Source organism: Psychrobacter sp. CX16, assembly GCF_057396245.1.
Genome location: NZ_JBXYJF010000026.1, coordinates 32,322 through 49,973, shown reverse-complemented (window position 1 = coordinate 49,973; position 17,652 = coordinate 32,322). Strand labels below are relative to the sequence as shown.

General features: G+C 41.8%; 15 protein-coding genes. 10 read left to right on the top strand and 5 right to left on the bottom strand.

Features of this window, described 5'->3' with window-relative positions; genetic code table 11:
* Together AC2SLM_RS10040 and AC2SLM_RS10035 are read right to left on the bottom strand one after the other, a co-directional pair.
* A partial coding sequence (locus AC2SLM_RS10040) for a helix-turn-helix domain-containing protein (RefSeq protein WP_486552558.1) occupies window positions 1-204 on the bottom strand: 204 nt, incomplete at its 3' end.
* A 138-nt stretch (window positions 205-342) separates the two neighbouring features.
* Window positions 343-951 (bottom strand): cob(I)yrinic acid a,c-diamide adenosyltransferase, encoded by a 609-nt coding sequence (locus AC2SLM_RS10035; RefSeq protein WP_486553618.1) that lies wholly within the window; start codon window positions 949-951, stop codon window positions 343-345.
* 562 nt (window positions 952-1,513) lie between these two features.
* Between AC2SLM_RS10035 and cysS the strand changes: the two genes are divergently transcribed.
* From cysS to AC2SLM_RS09985, 10 genes are all read left to right on the top strand, one after another.
* A complete protein-coding gene (cysS, locus tag AC2SLM_RS10030; RefSeq protein ID WP_486553616.1) occupies window positions 1,514-3,019 on the top strand; it encodes a cysteine--tRNA ligase in 1,506 nt (501 codons plus the stop codon).
* A 217-nt stretch (window positions 3,020-3,236) separates the two neighbouring features.
* Entirely contained in the window at window positions 3,237-5,183 is a 1,947-nt protein-coding gene (locus AC2SLM_RS10025) for a mechanosensitive ion channel family protein (RefSeq protein ID WP_486553614.1), read from the top strand.
* Window positions 5,184-5,411: 228 nt separating this feature from the next.
* Window positions 5,412-6,884, top strand: a complete 1,473-nt coding sequence (gene guaB / locus AC2SLM_RS10020; protein ID WP_486540975.1) for an IMP dehydrogenase — start codon at window positions 5,412-5,414, stop codon at window positions 6,882-6,884.
* Between the two features lie 281 nt (window positions 6,885-7,165).
* Window positions 7,166-7,417 (top strand): hypothetical protein, encoded by a 252-nt coding sequence (locus tag AC2SLM_RS10015; RefSeq protein ID WP_486553612.1) that lies wholly within the window; start codon window positions 7,166-7,168, stop codon window positions 7,415-7,417.
* Between the two features lie 102 nt (window positions 7,418-7,519).
* Entirely contained in the window at window positions 7,520-9,691 is a 2,172-nt protein-coding gene (locus tag AC2SLM_RS10010; RefSeq protein WP_486553611.1) for a phosphocholine-specific phospholipase C, read from the top strand.
* Between the two features lie 291 nt (window positions 9,692-9,982).
* Window positions 9,983-11,341: a phosphoglucosamine mutase gene (gene glmM / locus AC2SLM_RS10005; protein WP_486553609.1), complete on the top strand. Its 1,359-nt coding sequence runs from the start codon at window positions 9,983-9,985 to the stop codon at window positions 11,339-11,341.
* 162 nt (window positions 11,342-11,503) lie between these two features.
* Window positions 11,504-12,151, top strand: coding sequence for a pyridoxamine 5'-phosphate oxidase (pdxH, locus tag AC2SLM_RS10000; protein ID WP_486553608.1), 648 nt, complete (start codon window positions 11,504-11,506; stop codon window positions 12,149-12,151).
* A 115-nt stretch (window positions 12,152-12,266) separates the two neighbouring features.
* Complete coding sequence (gene xthA, locus AC2SLM_RS09995) at window positions 12,267-13,082, top strand: exodeoxyribonuclease III (RefSeq protein WP_486553606.1); 816 nt, start codon at window positions 12,267-12,269, stop codon at window positions 13,080-13,082.
* A gap of 61 nt (window positions 13,083-13,143) precedes the next feature.
* Window positions 13,144-14,385 carry a bifunctional glutamate N-acetyltransferase/amino-acid acetyltransferase ArgJ gene (gene argJ / locus AC2SLM_RS09990; protein ID WP_486553604.1) on the top strand — a complete coding sequence of 414 codons (1,242 nt, stop codon included), beginning with the start codon at window positions 13,144-13,146 and terminating at the stop codon, window positions 14,383-14,385.
* A 180-nt stretch (window positions 14,386-14,565) separates the two neighbouring features.
* Window positions 14,566-14,970, top strand: a complete 405-nt coding sequence (locus AC2SLM_RS09985) for a DUF4377 domain-containing protein (RefSeq protein WP_486553603.1) — start codon at window positions 14,566-14,568, stop codon at window positions 14,968-14,970.
* Between the two features lie 137 nt (window positions 14,971-15,107).
* Here AC2SLM_RS09985 and AC2SLM_RS09980 read toward each other — a convergent pair whose 3' ends face one another.
* The 3 genes from AC2SLM_RS09980 to AC2SLM_RS09970 form a co-directional block, all read right to left on the bottom strand.
* Window positions 15,108-16,118 (bottom strand): alpha/beta fold hydrolase, encoded by a 1,011-nt coding sequence (locus AC2SLM_RS09980; protein WP_486553601.1) that lies wholly within the window; start codon window positions 16,116-16,118, stop codon window positions 15,108-15,110.
* A 149-nt stretch (window positions 16,119-16,267) separates the two neighbouring features.
* Window positions 16,268-17,245: an alpha/beta fold hydrolase gene (locus tag AC2SLM_RS09975; protein WP_486553600.1), complete on the bottom strand. Its 978-nt coding sequence runs from the start codon at window positions 17,243-17,245 to the stop codon at window positions 16,268-16,270.
* A gap of 71 nt (window positions 17,246-17,316) precedes the next feature.
* On the bottom strand, window positions 17,317-17,481 hold the full coding sequence (locus AC2SLM_RS09970) for a rubredoxin (RefSeq protein WP_486540991.1): 165 nt from the start codon (window positions 17,479-17,481) through the stop codon (window positions 17,317-17,319).
* Window positions 17,482-17,652: the final 171 nt, after the last annotated feature.

Sequence of the window (17,652 nt, the reverse complement as noted above, 5' to 3'; positions counted from 1 at the left end):
GCTCTTTGGCGGTGTATTCCAGTCTAATGTACCATGTTTCCTAAGCCAAGTTAGGACGGTACTACGTCCTTGTATGCCATAGTGCTTTTGGGCTTGTTTGTAGGTCATGTCGCCTTTTTCTACTTGCCCTACCACAGCTAATTTAAAGCCGAGTGTGTAATCTTTCTGTGTTCGTTTAATCCTTGATCTTTCTGCTTTGTCCATTTATAAGCTTCCTTTTCGTAAACTTATTTTAGGACGGGACAGTAACGATAAAAAAGCCCTCTATTAAATAGAGGGCTTTTTGGGCTATTTTTAAGCGGCTAGTTCCACAGGCTGCTTTAAGAGAGCATAAACGACAGTTTATTTAGCGAATCTGTCTAAGATGGTCTTATTCCATAGGACTTCGCTTGAGTGCTCAATTTTTGCGCAATATCTTGAAAGCACAAACAACCAATCTGATAAGCGGTTTAATAGCTTAAGCGCGCTTGGCGAAATAGCATCTGGATTATCCGATTTTAGACGCACACCTTGGCGCTCAGCACGGCGACAGACGGTGCGGGCAATGTGCACTTGGCTAACCAACGTTGAGCCTGCTGGCAAGATAAAGTCTTTCAGCGCAGGAAGCTGTTTGTTTAATACATCAATCTCACTTTCAATCCAATCGATATGCGCCTCATCAATGCCTTTGTACTCAGGCATCGCAAGCTCGCCACCCACATTAAATAGTAAGTGCTGAACAATACTGATAGTCTGTAAGATATCGTCTAACGATGAATTGCAGTCTGCAACACCTTTATCAGCTAACGTGTTGGCATATGCGGCTATCATACCGATATGTGCGTTTAGCTCATCCACATCGCCCATGACCACAAAAGTTTGGTCGGCTTTACTGGCGCGGTCGCCATTGGCAAGGCCAGTTGTGCCATCATCGCCGGTGCGAGTGTAGATTTTAGTGAGTCGGTTACCCATGGGTGTTTCTCCAAGATTGTTCGGTAATTAGCCGGTTAATTGTCTGACCGCTAGGGGTCTATTTTATAGTGATTATTAGGGTCTGTTGAACATTCAAATATTAGGACTGCTGATAGCTAAAATTGTTCCAAACTAGGCGTAAACCGATGATAATGTCTAGACCTTAGCTAGGTTTATAACAACGTTTGGGGCAATTTTAGCAACAGCCTTTGCCAGTTCCACATTTAAATATTCAACAGACACTAAGGTATATAGACGGTTTGTGGCGGTTATTCATTAAAGGGTCTATAGTATAGGAATATAGGGTTTACAATAGGGACTTAAATTATCAAAGCTTTATCAACGAGCTGAGTCTTCTTTATCTGACTACGTAAGCTATCATACTCTATGGCCATGAAATATAGCAATTTTAGGCAAGCTTAGGTAAGATGACTCTCACAAAATACAGGCTTTATTATCCATTATATGTCTTGTTATCAATAACGAATGCCTCATATTTAGAGCATCGTTTAATAAAAACAATTGTCTTAATCTTCAGTCAGTTAAATTTAAGGTTTTCAATATGTCCGCAGATGCCAAAATAATTCTAATCTCTGAGCCATTAGCGCAGCAAATAGCAAAAAATCAGGCCGCGCTCAAAATATACGATTCGATGACGACCAAAAAGCGCAAATTTGAGTCATTAGAGGCCGGCAAAGTGGGCATGTACGTGTGTGGTATGACGGTTTATGACTATTGCCATATCGGCCATGCCCGTGTCATGGTTGCCTTTGACGTGATTACTCGCTGGATGCGTCATTTGGGTTATGACGTAACCTATGTGCGCAATATTACTGATATTGATGACAAGATTATCGCCCGCGCGAATGAGAATGGAGAAGCGATTGGTGAATTAACCACCCGGTTTACCAAAGCCATGCACGAAGATGCGGCGGCTTTAGGTTGTATGGATCCTGATTTTGAGCCACGCGCTACCGATCATATCGATGATATGCTGACTATGATTGGCACGCTTGAGCAAAAAGACCATGCTTATGCTGCGTCTAATGGCGATGTGTATTATGCCGTTGAGTCATTTGATGGCTATGGTAAATTATCTAAGCGTAAGCTTGAGGACTTACAAGCAGGCTCACGTGTCGATGTTGATAACGACAAAAAGAATCCGTTTGACTTTGTGCTTTGGAAAGCGGCCAAAGCGGGCGAGCCGCAGTGGGAATCAAACTGGGGTGGCGGACGTCCAGGTTGGCATATTGAATGCTCAGCGATGTCAACAAAGTGTTTAGGCGACAGCTTTGATATTCATGGCGGTGGTCATGACCTACAATTCCCGCACCATGAAAATGAGATTGCACAATCGGAAGCGGCAACTGGATGCACCTATGCCAAAAACTGGATGCACGTCGGCTTTATTAACGTCGATGGTGAGAAGATGTCTAAATCTTTGGGCAACTTCTTCACCATTCGCGATGTGATGGAAACCTTCCATCCAGAAACCATTCGCTTCTTTATTTTATCGAGCCATTATCGCAGTCAGGTGAACTTCTCTGATGCAGCATTAAAAGAAGCGCATTCTGGTCTAACCCGTATCTATCAAGCATTAAAAGCAGCCGATGCGGTATTGGCCGATGTGAATCTAAACAGCGCCGATATTGATGCTAATCAAGCACAATATGTCGCTGACTTTATTCAGGCCATGAACGATGACTTTAATACTTCTTTGGCGTTAAGCGTGCTATTTAGCTTAGCCAAAGAAGTGAATAAACTGGCACGTGAAGTGGGCTCTGATGAAACAGCAGCACAATTAAAAGTATTAACCCAGACCCTTCGCGATTTAGCAGGCGTGCTCAATCTAGGTCAATTAAATCCGACTGAGTTTTTGCAAGCACAAATCGGTGCAGCAGCAGAAGGTCAACTAAGTGATTCGGAAATTGATGCTCTCATTCAAGAGCGTCTAGATGCCAAAGCCAATAAAGACTTTGCCCGTGCTGATGCAGTCCGTGATCAACTACAAAGCGCTGGTATTGAGCTTGAAGATGGCAAAAATGGTACTACGTGGCGCCGTACTTAATCGGCTCGGTTAAAATGTGAACCATTTAAGACTTTCATTCTTTAAATAGTCCGGTTAAGATTTAGACCGTTGAAAGGTTGGTTAACTAGCCTGCTCACTTGTGGGGCAGGCTTTTTTATAACAATTTTTATTAAGGCGCATTATTTTATCTAAATGGGTATGGCGCCGTATGAACTTATTAAGCAGCAGATAGCAGCAGTAGATAGCAAAGGTAGGTATGGATACTCATTTAAAGCCAGTCGAAAATAGCCAAACCTCGCGCGTTAATCGCATGCCAACATGGGTAGTAGTCCTGTTGCTAACGATGATGACGATTACTGGATTATCTGCCGCTAACGCTGAGGTCAGCGCTGCACAAGGTAGCTCAGATAATGAGAGTTTGGTATCTACTTCACGGGCTGATAATACCTACACAGATGCTGATACTATTAGCGAGCAACCCGAGACCTTGGTTGGTTATATTAAGCAACAAATCAAGGAAGAGGGCGAAAAGGAGACGCGGTATCCTACCCGTAAACTTCAAGCCAATACAGAGTTAACTGGTGAATATAATGAAGCTTATTATGTGGTTAATGAGCTAAACACTGGCCTACCGACACCTGCCATCCCGCCCAATCTAGAGACACCACTGGCCACGTTAGAGTTTTTTAATACCGCCAATCTACAAAATGATTTCGCTCTGGCAGCCTACGCTCTTAATCTCAATTCAATTGCCGACACCCAACAGGTTAACCTCGCTTCAGAATTGGTCAGAAAGCTTGATTATCTATTAACTGAAAAAGATTTGTACGTTTTCGATGAAATGCCAGATCGGGCAGATGGATTGGTTGAACCGTCGATAGGCAGTAATAATCCTATTCATGGGGTGCCAAGACGTTCAATTAAGCTTGGCTCTATCGATTATAAAAATCGCAGTGTGCCGATTCATTTAGAGCGAGTTAAAGTAGAAGGTCAAGCACCAGTTTGGGTGTTTTCATCACAGACGGTGATGAATATCGAAGCTTTGTATGATATTCACAAACCCGCTCAATTTGAGCGTTATTTGCCAGACTGGTTGTCTATAGAGATTTTCAGTCTAAAACTGTGGGAAATATTCGGCATCCTGCTGTTTATGGTGCTGACCATGGGACTTGGTCTGATGATGAGTAAGGGCGCAGCCAAGCTAACCAAAGCCTACTCTGATAAAAAGCTAAAAGAGGGCGGGCATGATGAGCTGTCCTTACAAGGTAGAGGTGTTACCGACTTATTTAGCAAAATTACGGCTCCGTTAACCGTCTTTATTAGCTTTTCAATGATGTTTGCCTTGGTATCAGGCAGCTTCCCTAAAATAGATGCCATGGCAACCTCGCTGCGGCCTATTATTTGGATTGGACTGGTAATAAGTGCCTTATGGTTGGGTATTCGCACCATTAACTTTTTTGCCAACCGTTATCAAGATTATCAAATTGATGCGCTTGATGATGAAGAGTTTATTATTCGCCGCGAGCGCATGACCTATGTGTCCATATTCAGACGGATTTTTATCTTTGTGATTGTTATGGGCGGCTTTTGGATCAGTCTAGCGGAGTTCACTGATTTAGAAGGACTTGGTAAAACCTTATTAACCTCAGCAGGTATTGCCGGTGCAGTAATCGGTATTGCAGCGCAGCCGACACTGGGTAATATTATTGCAGGGTTTCAAGTCGCGGTTACTCAGCCGGTACGTATTGGTGATACTGTGATGATTGACGGTATTTGGTCTGAAGTTGAGGATTTAAGATACACCTATGCGGTGCTGCAAACATGGGATAACAGACGCTTAATTGTGCCTATGAAGCACTTCGTGACAGAAATTATAGAAAACTGGTCGCACACCACTACCAGTCAAACGTATGCGGTTTATCTATACGTGGATTACGGTGCAGATATTGAGGCGATTAAACAGAAGTTTATTGAATTTACCAAGGCCAATGAGCTTTGGGATAATGAAACTGAGCCTGACCTTCAGGTAACTGACGTGACTGAAAGTACCATTAAGCTGCGCGGTAAAGTCAGTGCTCAAGGCCCGCTTGATGCGTGGGACTTAAGCTGTGATGTACGCAGACAGATGCTGGATTACTTAAATAACGAGCAAGGCGACTACTTGCCAACTGATCGTATTACATTATCGCCAAGAGCTCAGTAAAATAAACGCATTGAAATAACCAATAGATGCCCTTATATCAATACAAATTAACAGGATACCTAACCGATGGTTGGGTATATGATAAATAGATAATAATTTGTATTACCACCAGTTATGGATGGTTACATTTCAATTACTTAGCAGTGCTAACCGGATGAATTCAGTAACTCACATGACTGAATATTTTGTTATAATACGCTGCTAATTTCTCCCAGCCAAGAGGTTTGTATGTTGCGAATCGTAGATGATGCCCTAACTTTTGATGATGTATTACTCCTGCCAGCATATTCTAATGTGCTTCCTAAGACTGCGTCATTAACCACCCGTTTGACCGAAGATATCAGTCTTAATCTACCGATTATTTCAGCAGCTATGGACACCGTAACTGAGTCTGAAATGGCCATTACTATGGCACAGCTCGGCGGTATGGGGATTGTGCATAAAAATATGGATATCGACCGTCAGACAATGCAAGTACGCCGCGTGAAGAAATTCGAAGCGGGTACTGTTGTTGATCCTATCACGGTAACGCCGGATATTAGTGTTGGCGAGCTATTGCGCATCACTCATGAAAATAATATCTCTGGTGTACCGGTTGTGGAGTCAGGCAGCGGACAGGTGGTAGGTATTGTGACTCATCGTGACGTGCGTTTTGAGACCAATCACAACCAGCCTGTTAGCAATGTTATGACGCCGCAAGATAAGCTTGTGACCGTTAAAGAAGGTGAGAGCAACGAGAATATCAAAAAATTGCTTCACGAGCACCGTATCGAAAAGGTATTGGTTGTTGATGATAACTTTGCCCTAAAAGGCATGATTACCGTTAATGATTTCAACAAAGCAGAAAACAACCCAAATGCTTGTAAAGACTCACAAGGTCGTTTGCGTGTTGGTGCTGCGGTTGGTACCGGTGCTGATACAGAAGCACGCGTTGAGGCCTTAGTAGAAGCCGAAGTTGACGTGATTGTTGTGGATACAGCGCATGGTCATTCAAAAGGCGTGATTGATAAGGTTGCTTGGGTTAAAAAGAACTACCCACACATTCAAGTTATCGGCGGTAACATCGCCACTGGTGATGCCGCATTAGCATTGCGTGACGCTGGCGCTAACGCTGTGAAAGTAGGTATTGGCCCAGGTTCAATTTGTACCACTCGTATTATCGCAGGCGTTGGTGTACCGCAAATCTCTGCAATTGATAACGTGGCATCCGCTCTTAAAGACAGTATTCCACTAATCGCTGACGGCGGTATCCGCTTTTCAGGTGATATGGCAAAAGCCATCGTTGCAGGCGCATCATGCATCATGGTTGGTTCATTATTAGCCGGTACAGAAGAAGCGCCAGGTGAAGTTGAGCTATTTCAAGGCCGATACTACAAAGCATACCGCGGTATGGGTAGTTTGGGGGCAATGTCTGGCTCTAATGGTTCATCTGACCGTTACTTCCAAGACGCCAAAGACGGTGTTGAGAAATTAGTACCAGAGGGTATCGAAGGCCGTGTGCCTTACAAAGGCCCAGTTAGCGGTATTGTAAACCAAATGATAGGTGGCTTACGCTCATCAATGGGTTATACCGGTTCTGCTACCATCGATGAGATGCGTACTAAGCCACAGTTCATTAAAGTGACTTCTGCGGGTATGAAAGAGTCTCACGTACATGACGTGCAGATTACCAAAGAAGCACCGAACTATCGCGTACAATAAGTCGTCATATATACTATTGCAGTTTACTTAATAAATAAGTTTTAATATAAAAAAGACCAAAAGGAACTCCCTTTTGGTCTTTTTTATATCCATAACAAAAAACAGCCTACATCCGATTTTTATATCGTTCCTTAGCCATTTACATGAAGTCAAACTACTTTAAATATTAGCCAACTTTATGTCATTGCATGTTCATCTATCTTTCACCTCAGTTTCATAAACCTTCTATAAATTAATTTCTTTCGGTCATGTTGTTCAATTTAATAGAACTGAGGACGTATATGTCAATTAATTCACTTTTGTCTTATTCAGAAAAATCTATATTACAAATTTCAACTTTTAAAGGTAGTTGGTTAAAGTTAATTGTTAGTTCGCTATTGTCTATAGCCATTATAATAATTTCAGTGACCTTGGTTGGATGTGGTAGTGATAGTGATGAGCAGAAGTATATTGAAGCACAAAAGGTTCCTAATAGCAGTCCTGATAATGGAAATCTAAATTGTTCATCAAAAAATATGGACTGTGCACCTTAAAGCGATATTTTAGATGTAAATAGAGTGTATAAATTCCCTCATACGCTGCAAACTATACAATCGATAAAACTAAAAAATATTATAAGAACATAAGGAGTCTTTATGTGCCTTGATCGTCGATCTTTTATAAAAGGTTCAGGTATTGCAGGTCTGTCTGCGGCTACCATTGCATCTATGCCATTATCAATCCAAAAAGCACTCGCTATACCAGCTAACAATAAGACTGGTACTATTATGGATGTTGAGCATGTGGTTATTCTAATGCAGGAAAACCGATCTTTTGATAACTATTTTGGTACTTTAAAAGGTGTACGTGGATTTGGTGATAGATTTACCATTCCTCAAAGTAATAAGCGAAGCGTATGGGAACAATTAGATAAAAATGATCAACCAGTTCTTCCATACCATCTTAATCAGGCAGAAGGAAATGCACAGCGGGTTTCGGGTACGCCTCACAGTTGGGTTGATGCTCGTGATGCATGGGACAAGGGGCGAATGAGCCACTGGGCAAAATATAAAGAACCACACTCAATGGCCTATTATGAACGTCAAGAGGTTTCCTTTCAGTTCGCTCTGGCTGAAGCATTTACTGTATGTGACGCTTATTACTGTTCATTACATGGTGGTACTAATGTCAATCGTTTATTTTTCTGGACAGGTACTAACGGGGCAAATACAAACCCACCACAAATTGTAGTTAACAATTTTTGGGACTCCCTTCAACCAGGTACAACGGGTGGAGGCTTCACTTGGAAAACCTATCCTGAAAGATTAGAAGAAGCGGGAGTAAGTTGGAAGGTGTATCAAAATATGCCTGATAACTTTACGGATAATTGTTTGGTTGGTTTTGAGCAATATCGACTTGCTAATATTGATTCTGGTAAACCTGTCTATCATGATGATAGTGAGGGGTATGTTGCTCCAGCTTACGATAAAAATGATGATAATAATGCGCCATTATATAAAGGTATTGCGAACACTATGCCTGATGGTGGATTTTTACAAACATTCAAAGAAGATATAATGAATAATCAGTTGCCACAAGTGTCATGGATAGTCGCACCTGCTGCATATTCTGAACACCCAGGCCCTTCGAGTCCTGTGCAAGGTGGTTGGTATACACAAGAAATTCTGGATGCATTAACTACAAACCCTGATATATGGAGTAAAACGGCGTTTATTATTAACTTTGATGAAAATGATGGTTTCTTTGATCATATGCCTCCGCCTTGCCCGCCTTCCATAGAGTATAATAAAAAGTATGGAAAAACGACCCTTGATGAAACAAAATTATCTGTTGAATATTATAACAAGCTTCCAGTAGCGGAAGCCTTGTTTGATATGCCACCACCAGATAATGATGTATATGGACCTGGCCCTAGAGTCCCTGCTTACGTAGTATCACCATGGAGCCGAGGTGGCTGGGTAAACTCTCAAAACTTTGACCACACATCTATACTGCGTTTTTTAGAGGCACGTTTTGGTGTAAAAGAAACCAATATATCACCTTATCGACGTGCAGTATTTGGTGATTTAACGTCAGCTTTTAATTTTAGTAACCCAAACAATGATAAACTTCCAGTATTAGACGGTCGACATACCAAAACTTCTGCTGATAATATACGTGCTAATCAAGAATTATTAAAACAGATACCACAGCCAGACATGCCAATGTTACCAACTCAAGAAAAGGGTTACCGACCTTCTCGGGCGCTTCCTTATCGTCTACACACTAGCGCCAGATTAAAAGGTAGTAACATAGGGTTAGTCTTTGCAAATACCGGAGAGGCTGCTTGCGTATTCCATGTTTATGATAGACTAGCATTGAACTTGCCACCACGACGCTATATGTTAGAAAGTAATACACAGCTTAATGATATTTGGCAAGCAGATAGACAAGGTAACTATGATTTGTGGGTTTTGTCTGCAAATGGATATCATAGACATTTCGTTGGGAATGTTAATGAAGCGAATGCAGAAATACGGGTTTGTTACGATATTTGTAGCGGTGATGTGTATGTGGATATTATTAATAAATCCGATAGAGAGTTAACATTTAACATTAACGACAATGCTTATTTTAATCGTGAAATTATCTCTATAACTGTAGCTGCTAATGGCGAGAAACAGCAATACTTTGATTTAGCTAAAAGTGGACGTTGGTATGATTTTAGCGTGAATATGGTGCAAAGTAGGCAGTGGTCACGTCGCTTTGCAGGGCGGGTAGAAACAGGAGAGGATGGTATTAGCGATCCAGCAATGGGACAGGGTTAAATTTACGGATAATAAGACGCTTATTGATATTTATAAGGCTGTTCTTAATTTTATATGCAGCGATTTATGTTTTTTAAATTAAATCCACTACCTATTAATCGCAGTGCTGACTCAGATAGATTTACAAAATATTTGAGTTTAAATTAGCCTGCTATTTGTATAAGTTAAATATTGATTTAAGCGAAGTAAAAGACCAAAAGAGAATATCTTTTGGTCTTTTTTTTGTAGTATATTAGGGGAATGTTTTTTATATAAAACTATATGATTTATTTGTCATAATTTGAGGTGTTTATGAGTTATTTTGGTACAGATGGTATTCGTGGTCTTTTTGGTAAGTTTCCAATCACACCTGATTTTGTTTTAAAGCTTGGTTATGTGACGGGTCAAGTCTTGGTAGAAAAGAACCCAAATCCAAAGAAAAAACCAAGTGTGGTGATAGGAAAAGACACGCGTTTATCGGGTTATGTTATCGAAGCAGCTCTACAAGCAGGATTCAACTCAGCAGGCGTTGATGTACATATGATTGGCCCGTTGCCGACGCCTGCTATTGCCCATTTAACACGCAGTTTTCATGCCAATGCGGGTGTGGTAATTTCAGCCTCGCACAATCCTTTTCATGATAATGGTATTAAGTTTTTCTCAGCAGATGGGCGTAAGCTCAGTGATGAGATGCAAGATGCCATCAACGATAAGTTAAATAGTGGTATCGTTGAAAATCATGCCGATTACACTCAAGAAAACCCTGCAAATCTAGGTAAGCATTATCGTATTAATGATGCCAAAGGCCGTTATATCGAGTTTTGTAAAGGCAGTTTCCCTTATCAATACGACTTATCTAACCTAAAAATCGTTATTGATTGTGCAAATGGTTCAGGCTATAGCGTGGGCCCTCGTGTGTTAAGAGAGCTTGGCGCTGAAGTTGTTGCGATTCATAATAAGCCAGATGGCGTGAACATCAACGACGAGTGCGGATCAACGCATCCTGAGTCTCTACAAAGTGCAGTCGTTGAAAATAAAGCTGATGTAGGTATTGCCTTAGATGGCGATGGTGACCGTATTGTTATGGTCGATGAGCACGGTAAACTGGTCGATGGCGACGGTATCTTATATATCTTAGCAACCAAAGCGGAAAAGAAAGCTGCCGGTGTTGTGGGTACCCAAATGAGTAATATGGGTCTGCAATTGGCTTTAGAATCAGAAGGTATTCCACTTGAGCGTGCTAAAGTAGGTGATAGATACGTGATGCAGGGCCTTGATAGTAATGGCTGGATATTAGGCGGCGAGCCATCAGGCCATATTTTGTGTCTAGATAAAAGCCGCACTGGTGATGCCATCATTGCAGGGCTACAAGTATTGGCAGTTATGGCACAAACCAAGCAATCATTAAGCCAATTAATGGAAGGCTTTAAATTATTGCCTCAGTGTTTGGTCAATGTGCGCCTTGACGAGATGAAAGATCCGTATGAATTCCCAGAATTGGTCGAGGTTTTTAACGAAGCGACAAAGAGTATTGAGGGGCGTGGTCGTTTATTGATTCGTAAGTCAGGTACTGAGCCATTAATTCGTGTGATGGTAGAGCTTGATAATGATAACGAATGTCAAAAACTGACTCAAGAACTTGCCGATAAAGTTAAAGCCACGATGGTTTAATACGCACTGTTTAAATACAAAGACACCATAGAGTACAAGCTGCTATTCGCTACGATTAATTGGGCTAGGTGCATTGTTTAATCTAATCGTCTCGAATATTGATAGCCGTATTCATTCATATCAATACATAAAAGTTAACTCAATAAGAATTAAAGGCTGATTATGGACTTTACCGATCAAAGACTGTCTTATGAGAAAGGCAAGTTAAATGAAAGTGGCTTACCTGACTCCCCTTTTGAACTGCTTGAGCATTGGGTCAATGAAGCCATTGAAGCAAAAGTACCTGAACCTTATGCAATGAGCTTGGCGACGTGTGGTTCAGATAACATGCCTGCGGTGCGTACGGTTTTAATGCGCGAGATAACCGAGTCGGGTATTGTTTTTTATACTAACTATTTAAGCCATAAAGGCCAGGATATTGAGCAAAATCCGCATGCTGAAGTGCTGTTCTTTTGGCATGATATGCAGCGTCAAATTAGACTGCGTGGCAGTATTGATAAGATATCACGCGAGAAAACGGATGCTTATTTCCAAAAGCGACCTTACGAGAGTCAGATAGGCGCTTGGGTCAGTCAGCCTCAAAGTGGTGAGGTTGCTAGCCGTGCGGTTATGGATCAAAAATTTGCTGATTTAAAGCAGCAATACCCTGAGGGCAGTACTGTACCAACCCCAGATTTTTGGGGTGGTTATGAAATTACAGTACAAGAGGTTGAGTTCTGGCAGGGCGGCGCTAACCGATTGCATGATAGAATACTGTATACTCAGCCCGAGCAAGGCAGCAAATGGTTGACAACACGTTTATTGCCTTAGACAGGATTTCAAGCCGGCTTTCATGTAGGCATTATAAATATAACGATAAAGATCAATGCTAGCACAATGGCTGGCACTTAATTGTGTGACATTTAAATTTTAGGATTGTAGGTTTATGACCCGTTTTGTAAGTTTTAATATTAATGGTATTCGCGCGCGACAGCATCAATTGGAAGCTGTACGAGACATTATTGATCCCGATGTGATGGGACTGCAAGAGACCAAGGTACATGATGAGCAGTTTCCGTTAGAATTGGTTGAGTCTTTGGGTTATCACGTTGAATACTTCGGACAAAAAGCCCATTACGGTGTGGCTTTGGTCTCGAAAGTGGCGCCTATTTATGTTCATAAAGGCTTTCCTGATGACGATGATGACACCCAAAAGCGCTTTATTCATGCCCGCTACGTATTCGATGGCCAAGAAGTTGATGTATTAAATGGCTACTTTCCACAAGGGGAGAGTCGCAAACACGAGACCAAGTTTCCGATGAAACGTGAGTTTTATGCGTCTTTAAATCATTATATTGATGCGCTTAAAGCTGAGGGCAGAACGCTCATTATCATGGGTGATATGAATATTGCCCCAGAAGATACTGATATTGGTATCGGTGAAAAAAATGCCAAGCGCTGGCTAAGCCAAGGCAAAACGTCATTCTTACCAGAAGAGCGCGAGTGGTATAGTGCGCTGATGAGCCGTGAGCTATTTGATACGTATCGTCTACATTATCCGGACTCTAACGAGATGTTTAGCTGGTTTGATTACCGCAGCCGTGGCTTCAACGATGATCCAAAGCGTGGCCTGCGTATTGATCATATTCTTTGCACCGCAGATATCAAAGATAAATGTACGGATGCCGGTATCAGCTATGAGTTACGTGCGATGGAAAAGCCATCTGACCACGCACCGATTTGGGCCTCGTTTAAGTTTTAGGTATCAAATTTGAATAGTTAAGTGTTTGTTTTTATCAATAATCAGAGTTATAAGGACGGTTATGCCAGTAGGAAATATTGCACCCCCCGAGACGATTTATGCTATTAAAGGCGTTGATATTGGTATTACTGCCGCTGGGGTACGCTATAAAAATCGCGACGACCTTGTGGTCTTTCGTTTAAAGGAGTCTGCAGCCACCGCGTGTGTTACAACCACCAATAAATGCTGTGCAGCGCCGGTGCATATTGTTAGAGAGCATTTAGAGGCGTTAAATGCCACTGATAATGCGCCTCGTTATCTGCTGATTAATACTGGTAATGCCAATGCGGCAACTGGTAGCGATGGTTATCAGCGTGCGGCAGCAACCTGCCAAGCACTTGCCGATAAAACACAAGTAGACCCTAAACAAGTGCTGCCGTTCTCAACTGGCGTGATTGGTGAAGTATTAAATAGCGATGCTATTATCAATGGTCTTGAGCGTTGCCTTGATAATTTGGGGCCGGATAATTGGTTAGCAGCTGCCAATGCTATTCGTACCACAGATACCGTACCAAAGCTTGCCAGTACTAAAGTACAAGTGGCTGATGGGCTGACTTATCATGTGACTGGTATCTCAAAAGGTGCAGGTATGATTCGTCCGAATATGGCGACTATGCTTGGTTACGTTGCAACCGATGCGCCAGTTGCTCGTTCGCTATTACAAGAGATGCTGATCGAATTAACCAATCAATCATTTAACCGTATTACTGTCGATGGAGATACCTCGACTAATGATTGCTGTGTCTTAATAGCGACCGGTGATGATGCGGCTAATTTGATTGACTCAAAACAGCATCCACATTATGAATCTTTATTTGATGCCTTAAGACAAGTCTTTGTGCGCCTAGCTACTCTCATTGTGCGTGACGGTGAAGGGGCAACGAAGTTTATTACGGTTAAGGTAACCGGAGGCAAGACTACTGAGGATTGCTGCGATGTCGCTTATGCGGTGGCGCATTCACCACTGGTTAAAACGGCGTTTTTTGCAAGTGACCCTAACTGGGGGCGTATTATCGCCGCTGTCGGTTATTCGGGTGCAAAAAACCTTGAGGCAGATCAAGTCAGCGTCACTTTAGATGATGTGGCTATCTGTACTCGCGGTCAATTGGATGCCACCTACACCGAAGAGCAAGGGCAAGAAGTCATGAGCCGTCCTGAGATTACTATTAATATTGACTTAGGGCTTGGTGGCGCATCTGATACGGTATATACCTGTGATTTATCGCATGATTATGTGAGTATTAATGCGGATTATAGAAGTTAATTAAAGCGCGCTCGCTGTACAAAGTCACTGTGTTTGCTAATATTCTTAACGTAAGGTTACAAACTAGTTATAGATAGCAAGACTGGAACTCTTTTATAATTGTGTCAGATTCGAGAACTATCTAGCCATTGTTATATTTGGGCATTATTCATCTTAACTTTTTAATTTTAGAGGTCTTTTATGAAATATTTATTATCTTCTGTTGTTCTAGCGGCTGTTGCATTAACTGGTTGTAGTACGACTCAACTTAAAGATGAGCGCGCTATGATTGTCGATGGCGAAGCGACAGTTGTTAAAGTTATCGATATCCCAAGTTTCAAAATTGAAGTTGATCCAAACAAAGCAGTATGTGAAGTACCTGCTGCTAACGGTACTATGGTAGAAGGCGAATGCTTACAATTCCGTCAACCATTCCAGAAAAACTACAACACGCTATCTGGTGATATCCAAGGTTTCACTTATGAGCCAGGCTACCGCTATTTATTAGATGTTCGTCAAGAAGCAGTTGTAAACGAAGAAACAGGTGTTGTTAAACCGGTATGGATCCTAAACGAAGTTTTATCTAAAACTTCTGAACAGCTTTAATTTATTAACATTACTTCATATGACTTAAAATAAATTTGTTTTGAGTACAGTCTAAGTAATCAAATAAAAAAGAGTATCTGAAATTCAGATACTCTTTTTTTACGTCCGATATTTATGCAAACTTCAATGATAAAAGTCTAAGCTGTGAGTTGATCATTAGAAGATGCTTTAAAGTGTTCAGCAAATAAATCTGCTAGATATCGTGCAAGCGGGTAGGGGATATCATGCCCCAAACCTGGAATAAGCTTAAAGTTAGCATGTGATATAGTCTTGGCCAGACTTTGACCGTGAGCAGGGGGCAGGAGTCGGTCATGTGTGCCATGTACAATAAGCGTTGGCTGCTTAATTAAACGGTCTAGTTCGACTAAAGAGCCTGTAGCGAGCACCGCGAGTAATTGGCGTGATACTCCTTTTGGATAAAAGCGACGTTCAAATAGCAGCTTGGCACGTCGTTTGGCTCTATTTTCATCAAAGAAGTCAGGTGAGCCAATCGTACGATATAGATGTATGTTGTTTTCAATAATAACTTCAGGGTCTTTATTGTCTGGCATGGGTTTGGTCAACGCTCTTAATGCATCAAATTTCGGTGCCGGCAAGAAGGGTTTGTTATTACTGGTGGCCAATAAGCCAAGTTTGCTGACACGATGCGGATACTTAGCTGCCATAATTTGAGCAATCATACCGCCCATCGACATCCCAAGTACATGGCACTGCTCAATATCTAACGCATTTAATAGCTGATTTACATCTTCACCCATATCAAACAGAGTATAGGGGATAGCTGTCTCATCAAGCTTTAACGGCAGTCCGAGTTTAAATTTAGACAGTAGTTTTAACTGCTTACCGATGGTTTGATAGTCTTTGGTCAGCTTGTTCTTATGCTTGAGCTTGCTAGATTTGCCAATATCGCGGTTATCAAAGCGGATGACTTGAAAGCCCGACTCAATTAAGCGTTTGCAAAACACATTTGACCAGACTAAGGACTGCGCACCTAAGCCCATAATTAATAAAATAATGGGGTCTTCTTTATGACCGCCACGTTCTAGATAGAACTTATATTTTGGCGTCTTGATTTTATATGCTTGCATGAATTCAGCGTATTTAGAGGGTTTGCTTTTAATTTGATAAGGCTTATCAGATTTGGGCATGGACAAGAACCTAGAGGCGTTGAGAATTAAAAGGTGTATGACCGATTTATTAAGACTAGACTAGGTTAATGTCAGTTTGATGACAGCAGGATTCAGGCAGGGAATAGAGTAAGATAAGACTATCACTGACCAAAAAGAAAGAATATGCGTTAAGTATCGAGCATATGCTTTTTAAGCTGTTTGACAATAAATGGCTGAAAATATTCAGGCAAATCATGCGACATGCCATTAATGGGTTTGAAGACTGCGTTAGGAATGTCTTTAGCAACCGCCTTGCCATGTGATATCGGTAGTAAGCCATCATTGCTGCCATGCATAATGAGCGTCGGTGCTTTAATCTCTTTACTGTATGACTGGATAGAGCCTGTCATTAAGATAGCCGTCAGTTGCTGCAAGCTACCAGCTGGATAGAAACAGCGCTGATATCTGAGCCGTGCCATATCGGCTACCGCTTGCTCGTCTATATGACCTTGTGAGCCCACAGTATTAATAAACCATTTTCCATGTTCGACGATATCTTCTTCGTCATAGCTTTTCGGACGTTTGATTAATGTATATAACTGTTTAGGGCGTGGCGGTGCAAGCATCGGACGGTTATTGGTTGAGAAAATAAGCGCCAGTTTATTAACAAGGTGCGGATATTTGGCAGCTAATATCTGTGCAATAATACCGCCCATAGACGCGCCCAAAACGTGTACCTGACATAGGTTTAATGCTTTGATAAGGTTTGCCGTATCATCTGCTAAATCCTCTAAGCGATATGGTACTGGAGTCTTCGAGTTATCGAGACCTAGTTGCATCTTGAGCATAGCAGAGAGAGTATTAACACGCGGTAAGTCTTTACGGCATATTTTGGTTGATAAACCTATGTCACGATTATCAAAACGGATGACAAAGAAGCCGGCATCAATTAAACGCTTTATAAAGTTCTCTGGCCAAAATATCAGCTGAGAAGCAAGCCCCATAATCAATAGCAGTGGTGGATTGTCTGGATTACCGCCTACCTCAACACATAGCTCAATGTCGTCTGATACCGCAATGATGGCTTGTTGCATCAAGTCAGATATCGGAGAGGGATACCAATCATAAGGCGGTAATTTAGCTAGGTGGGTGATAGCAGTTGACATGAGGTCATAAGTCCTTTTAGACAATGGTAGGCTAAGCATAGAGTAGCCGGTTTATTATGCGGTGTTAAGGCTTAAATCTCAAGCATTTCAAAATCAAGCTTACCGACACCGCATTCAGGGCAGGTCCAGTCATCCGGAATGTCTTCCCATTTAGTGCCCGGCGCAATACCTTCTTCAGGGCACCCAAGCGCCTCATCATAGACCCAGCCGCAAACAATACATTCCCATTTTTTCATGACATCGCTCCATATTGATGACGGTTAAACTATATTTAGGGCAGTGATTATAGCAAAAACTGGACGCACCGTATCACTGAATTTATAGCAAACTCGTATTAGAGTGCGTACTCAAATAGAAGGCAGCATTGGTTAACAAGCGGTAATGGGCATTGCTGTCAGTTATGCTAG

Excerpts from the sequence above, each read along its gene's own strand:
- AC2SLM_RS09975 (WP_486553600.1), bottom strand. The coding sequence starts at position 17,245 with ATGTCAACTGCTATCACCCACCTAGCTAAATTACCGCCTTATGATTGG.
- AC2SLM_RS09980 (WP_486553601.1), bottom strand. The coding sequence starts at position 16,118 with ATGCCCAAATCTGATAAGCCTTATCAAATTAAAAGCAAACCCTCTAAA.
- AC2SLM_RS10025 (WP_486553614.1), top strand. The coding sequence starts at position 3,237 with ATGGATACTCATTTAAAGCCAGTCGAAAATAGCCAAACCTCGCGCGTT.
- AC2SLM_RS10015 (WP_486553612.1), top strand. The coding sequence starts at position 7,166 with ATGTCAATTAATTCACTTTTGTCTTATTCAGAAAAATCTATATTACAA.
- cysS (WP_486553616.1), top strand. The coding sequence starts at position 1,514 with ATGTCCGCAGATGCCAAAATAATTCTAATCTCTGAGCCATTAGCGCAG.
- AC2SLM_RS10010 (WP_486553611.1), top strand. The coding sequence starts at position 7,520 with ATGTGCCTTGATCGTCGATCTTTTATAAAAGGTTCAGGTATTGCAGGT.
- argJ (WP_486553604.1), top strand. The coding sequence starts at position 13,144 with ATGCCAGTAGGAAATATTGCACCCCCCGAGACGATTTATGCTATTAAA.
- AC2SLM_RS10035 (WP_486553618.1), bottom strand. The coding sequence starts at position 951 with ATGGGTAACCGACTCACTAAAATCTACACTCGCACCGGCGATGATGGC.
- pdxH (WP_486553608.1), top strand. The coding sequence starts at position 11,504 with ATGGACTTTACCGATCAAAGACTGTCTTATGAGAAAGGCAAGTTAAAT.
- glmM (WP_486553609.1), top strand. The coding sequence starts at position 9,983 with ATGAGTTATTTTGGTACAGATGGTATTCGTGGTCTTTTTGGTAAGTTT.
- AC2SLM_RS09985 (WP_486553603.1), top strand. The coding sequence starts at position 14,566 with ATGAAATATTTATTATCTTCTGTTGTTCTAGCGGCTGTTGCATTAACT.
- xthA (WP_486553606.1), top strand. The coding sequence starts at position 12,267 with ATGACCCGTTTTGTAAGTTTTAATATTAATGGTATTCGCGCGCGACAG.
- guaB (WP_486540975.1), top strand. The coding sequence starts at position 5,412 with ATGTTGCGAATCGTAGATGATGCCCTAACTTTTGATGATGTATTACTC.
- AC2SLM_RS09970 (WP_486540991.1), bottom strand. The coding sequence starts at position 17,481 with ATGAAAAAATGGGAATGTATTGTTTGCGGCTGGGTCTATGATGAGGCG.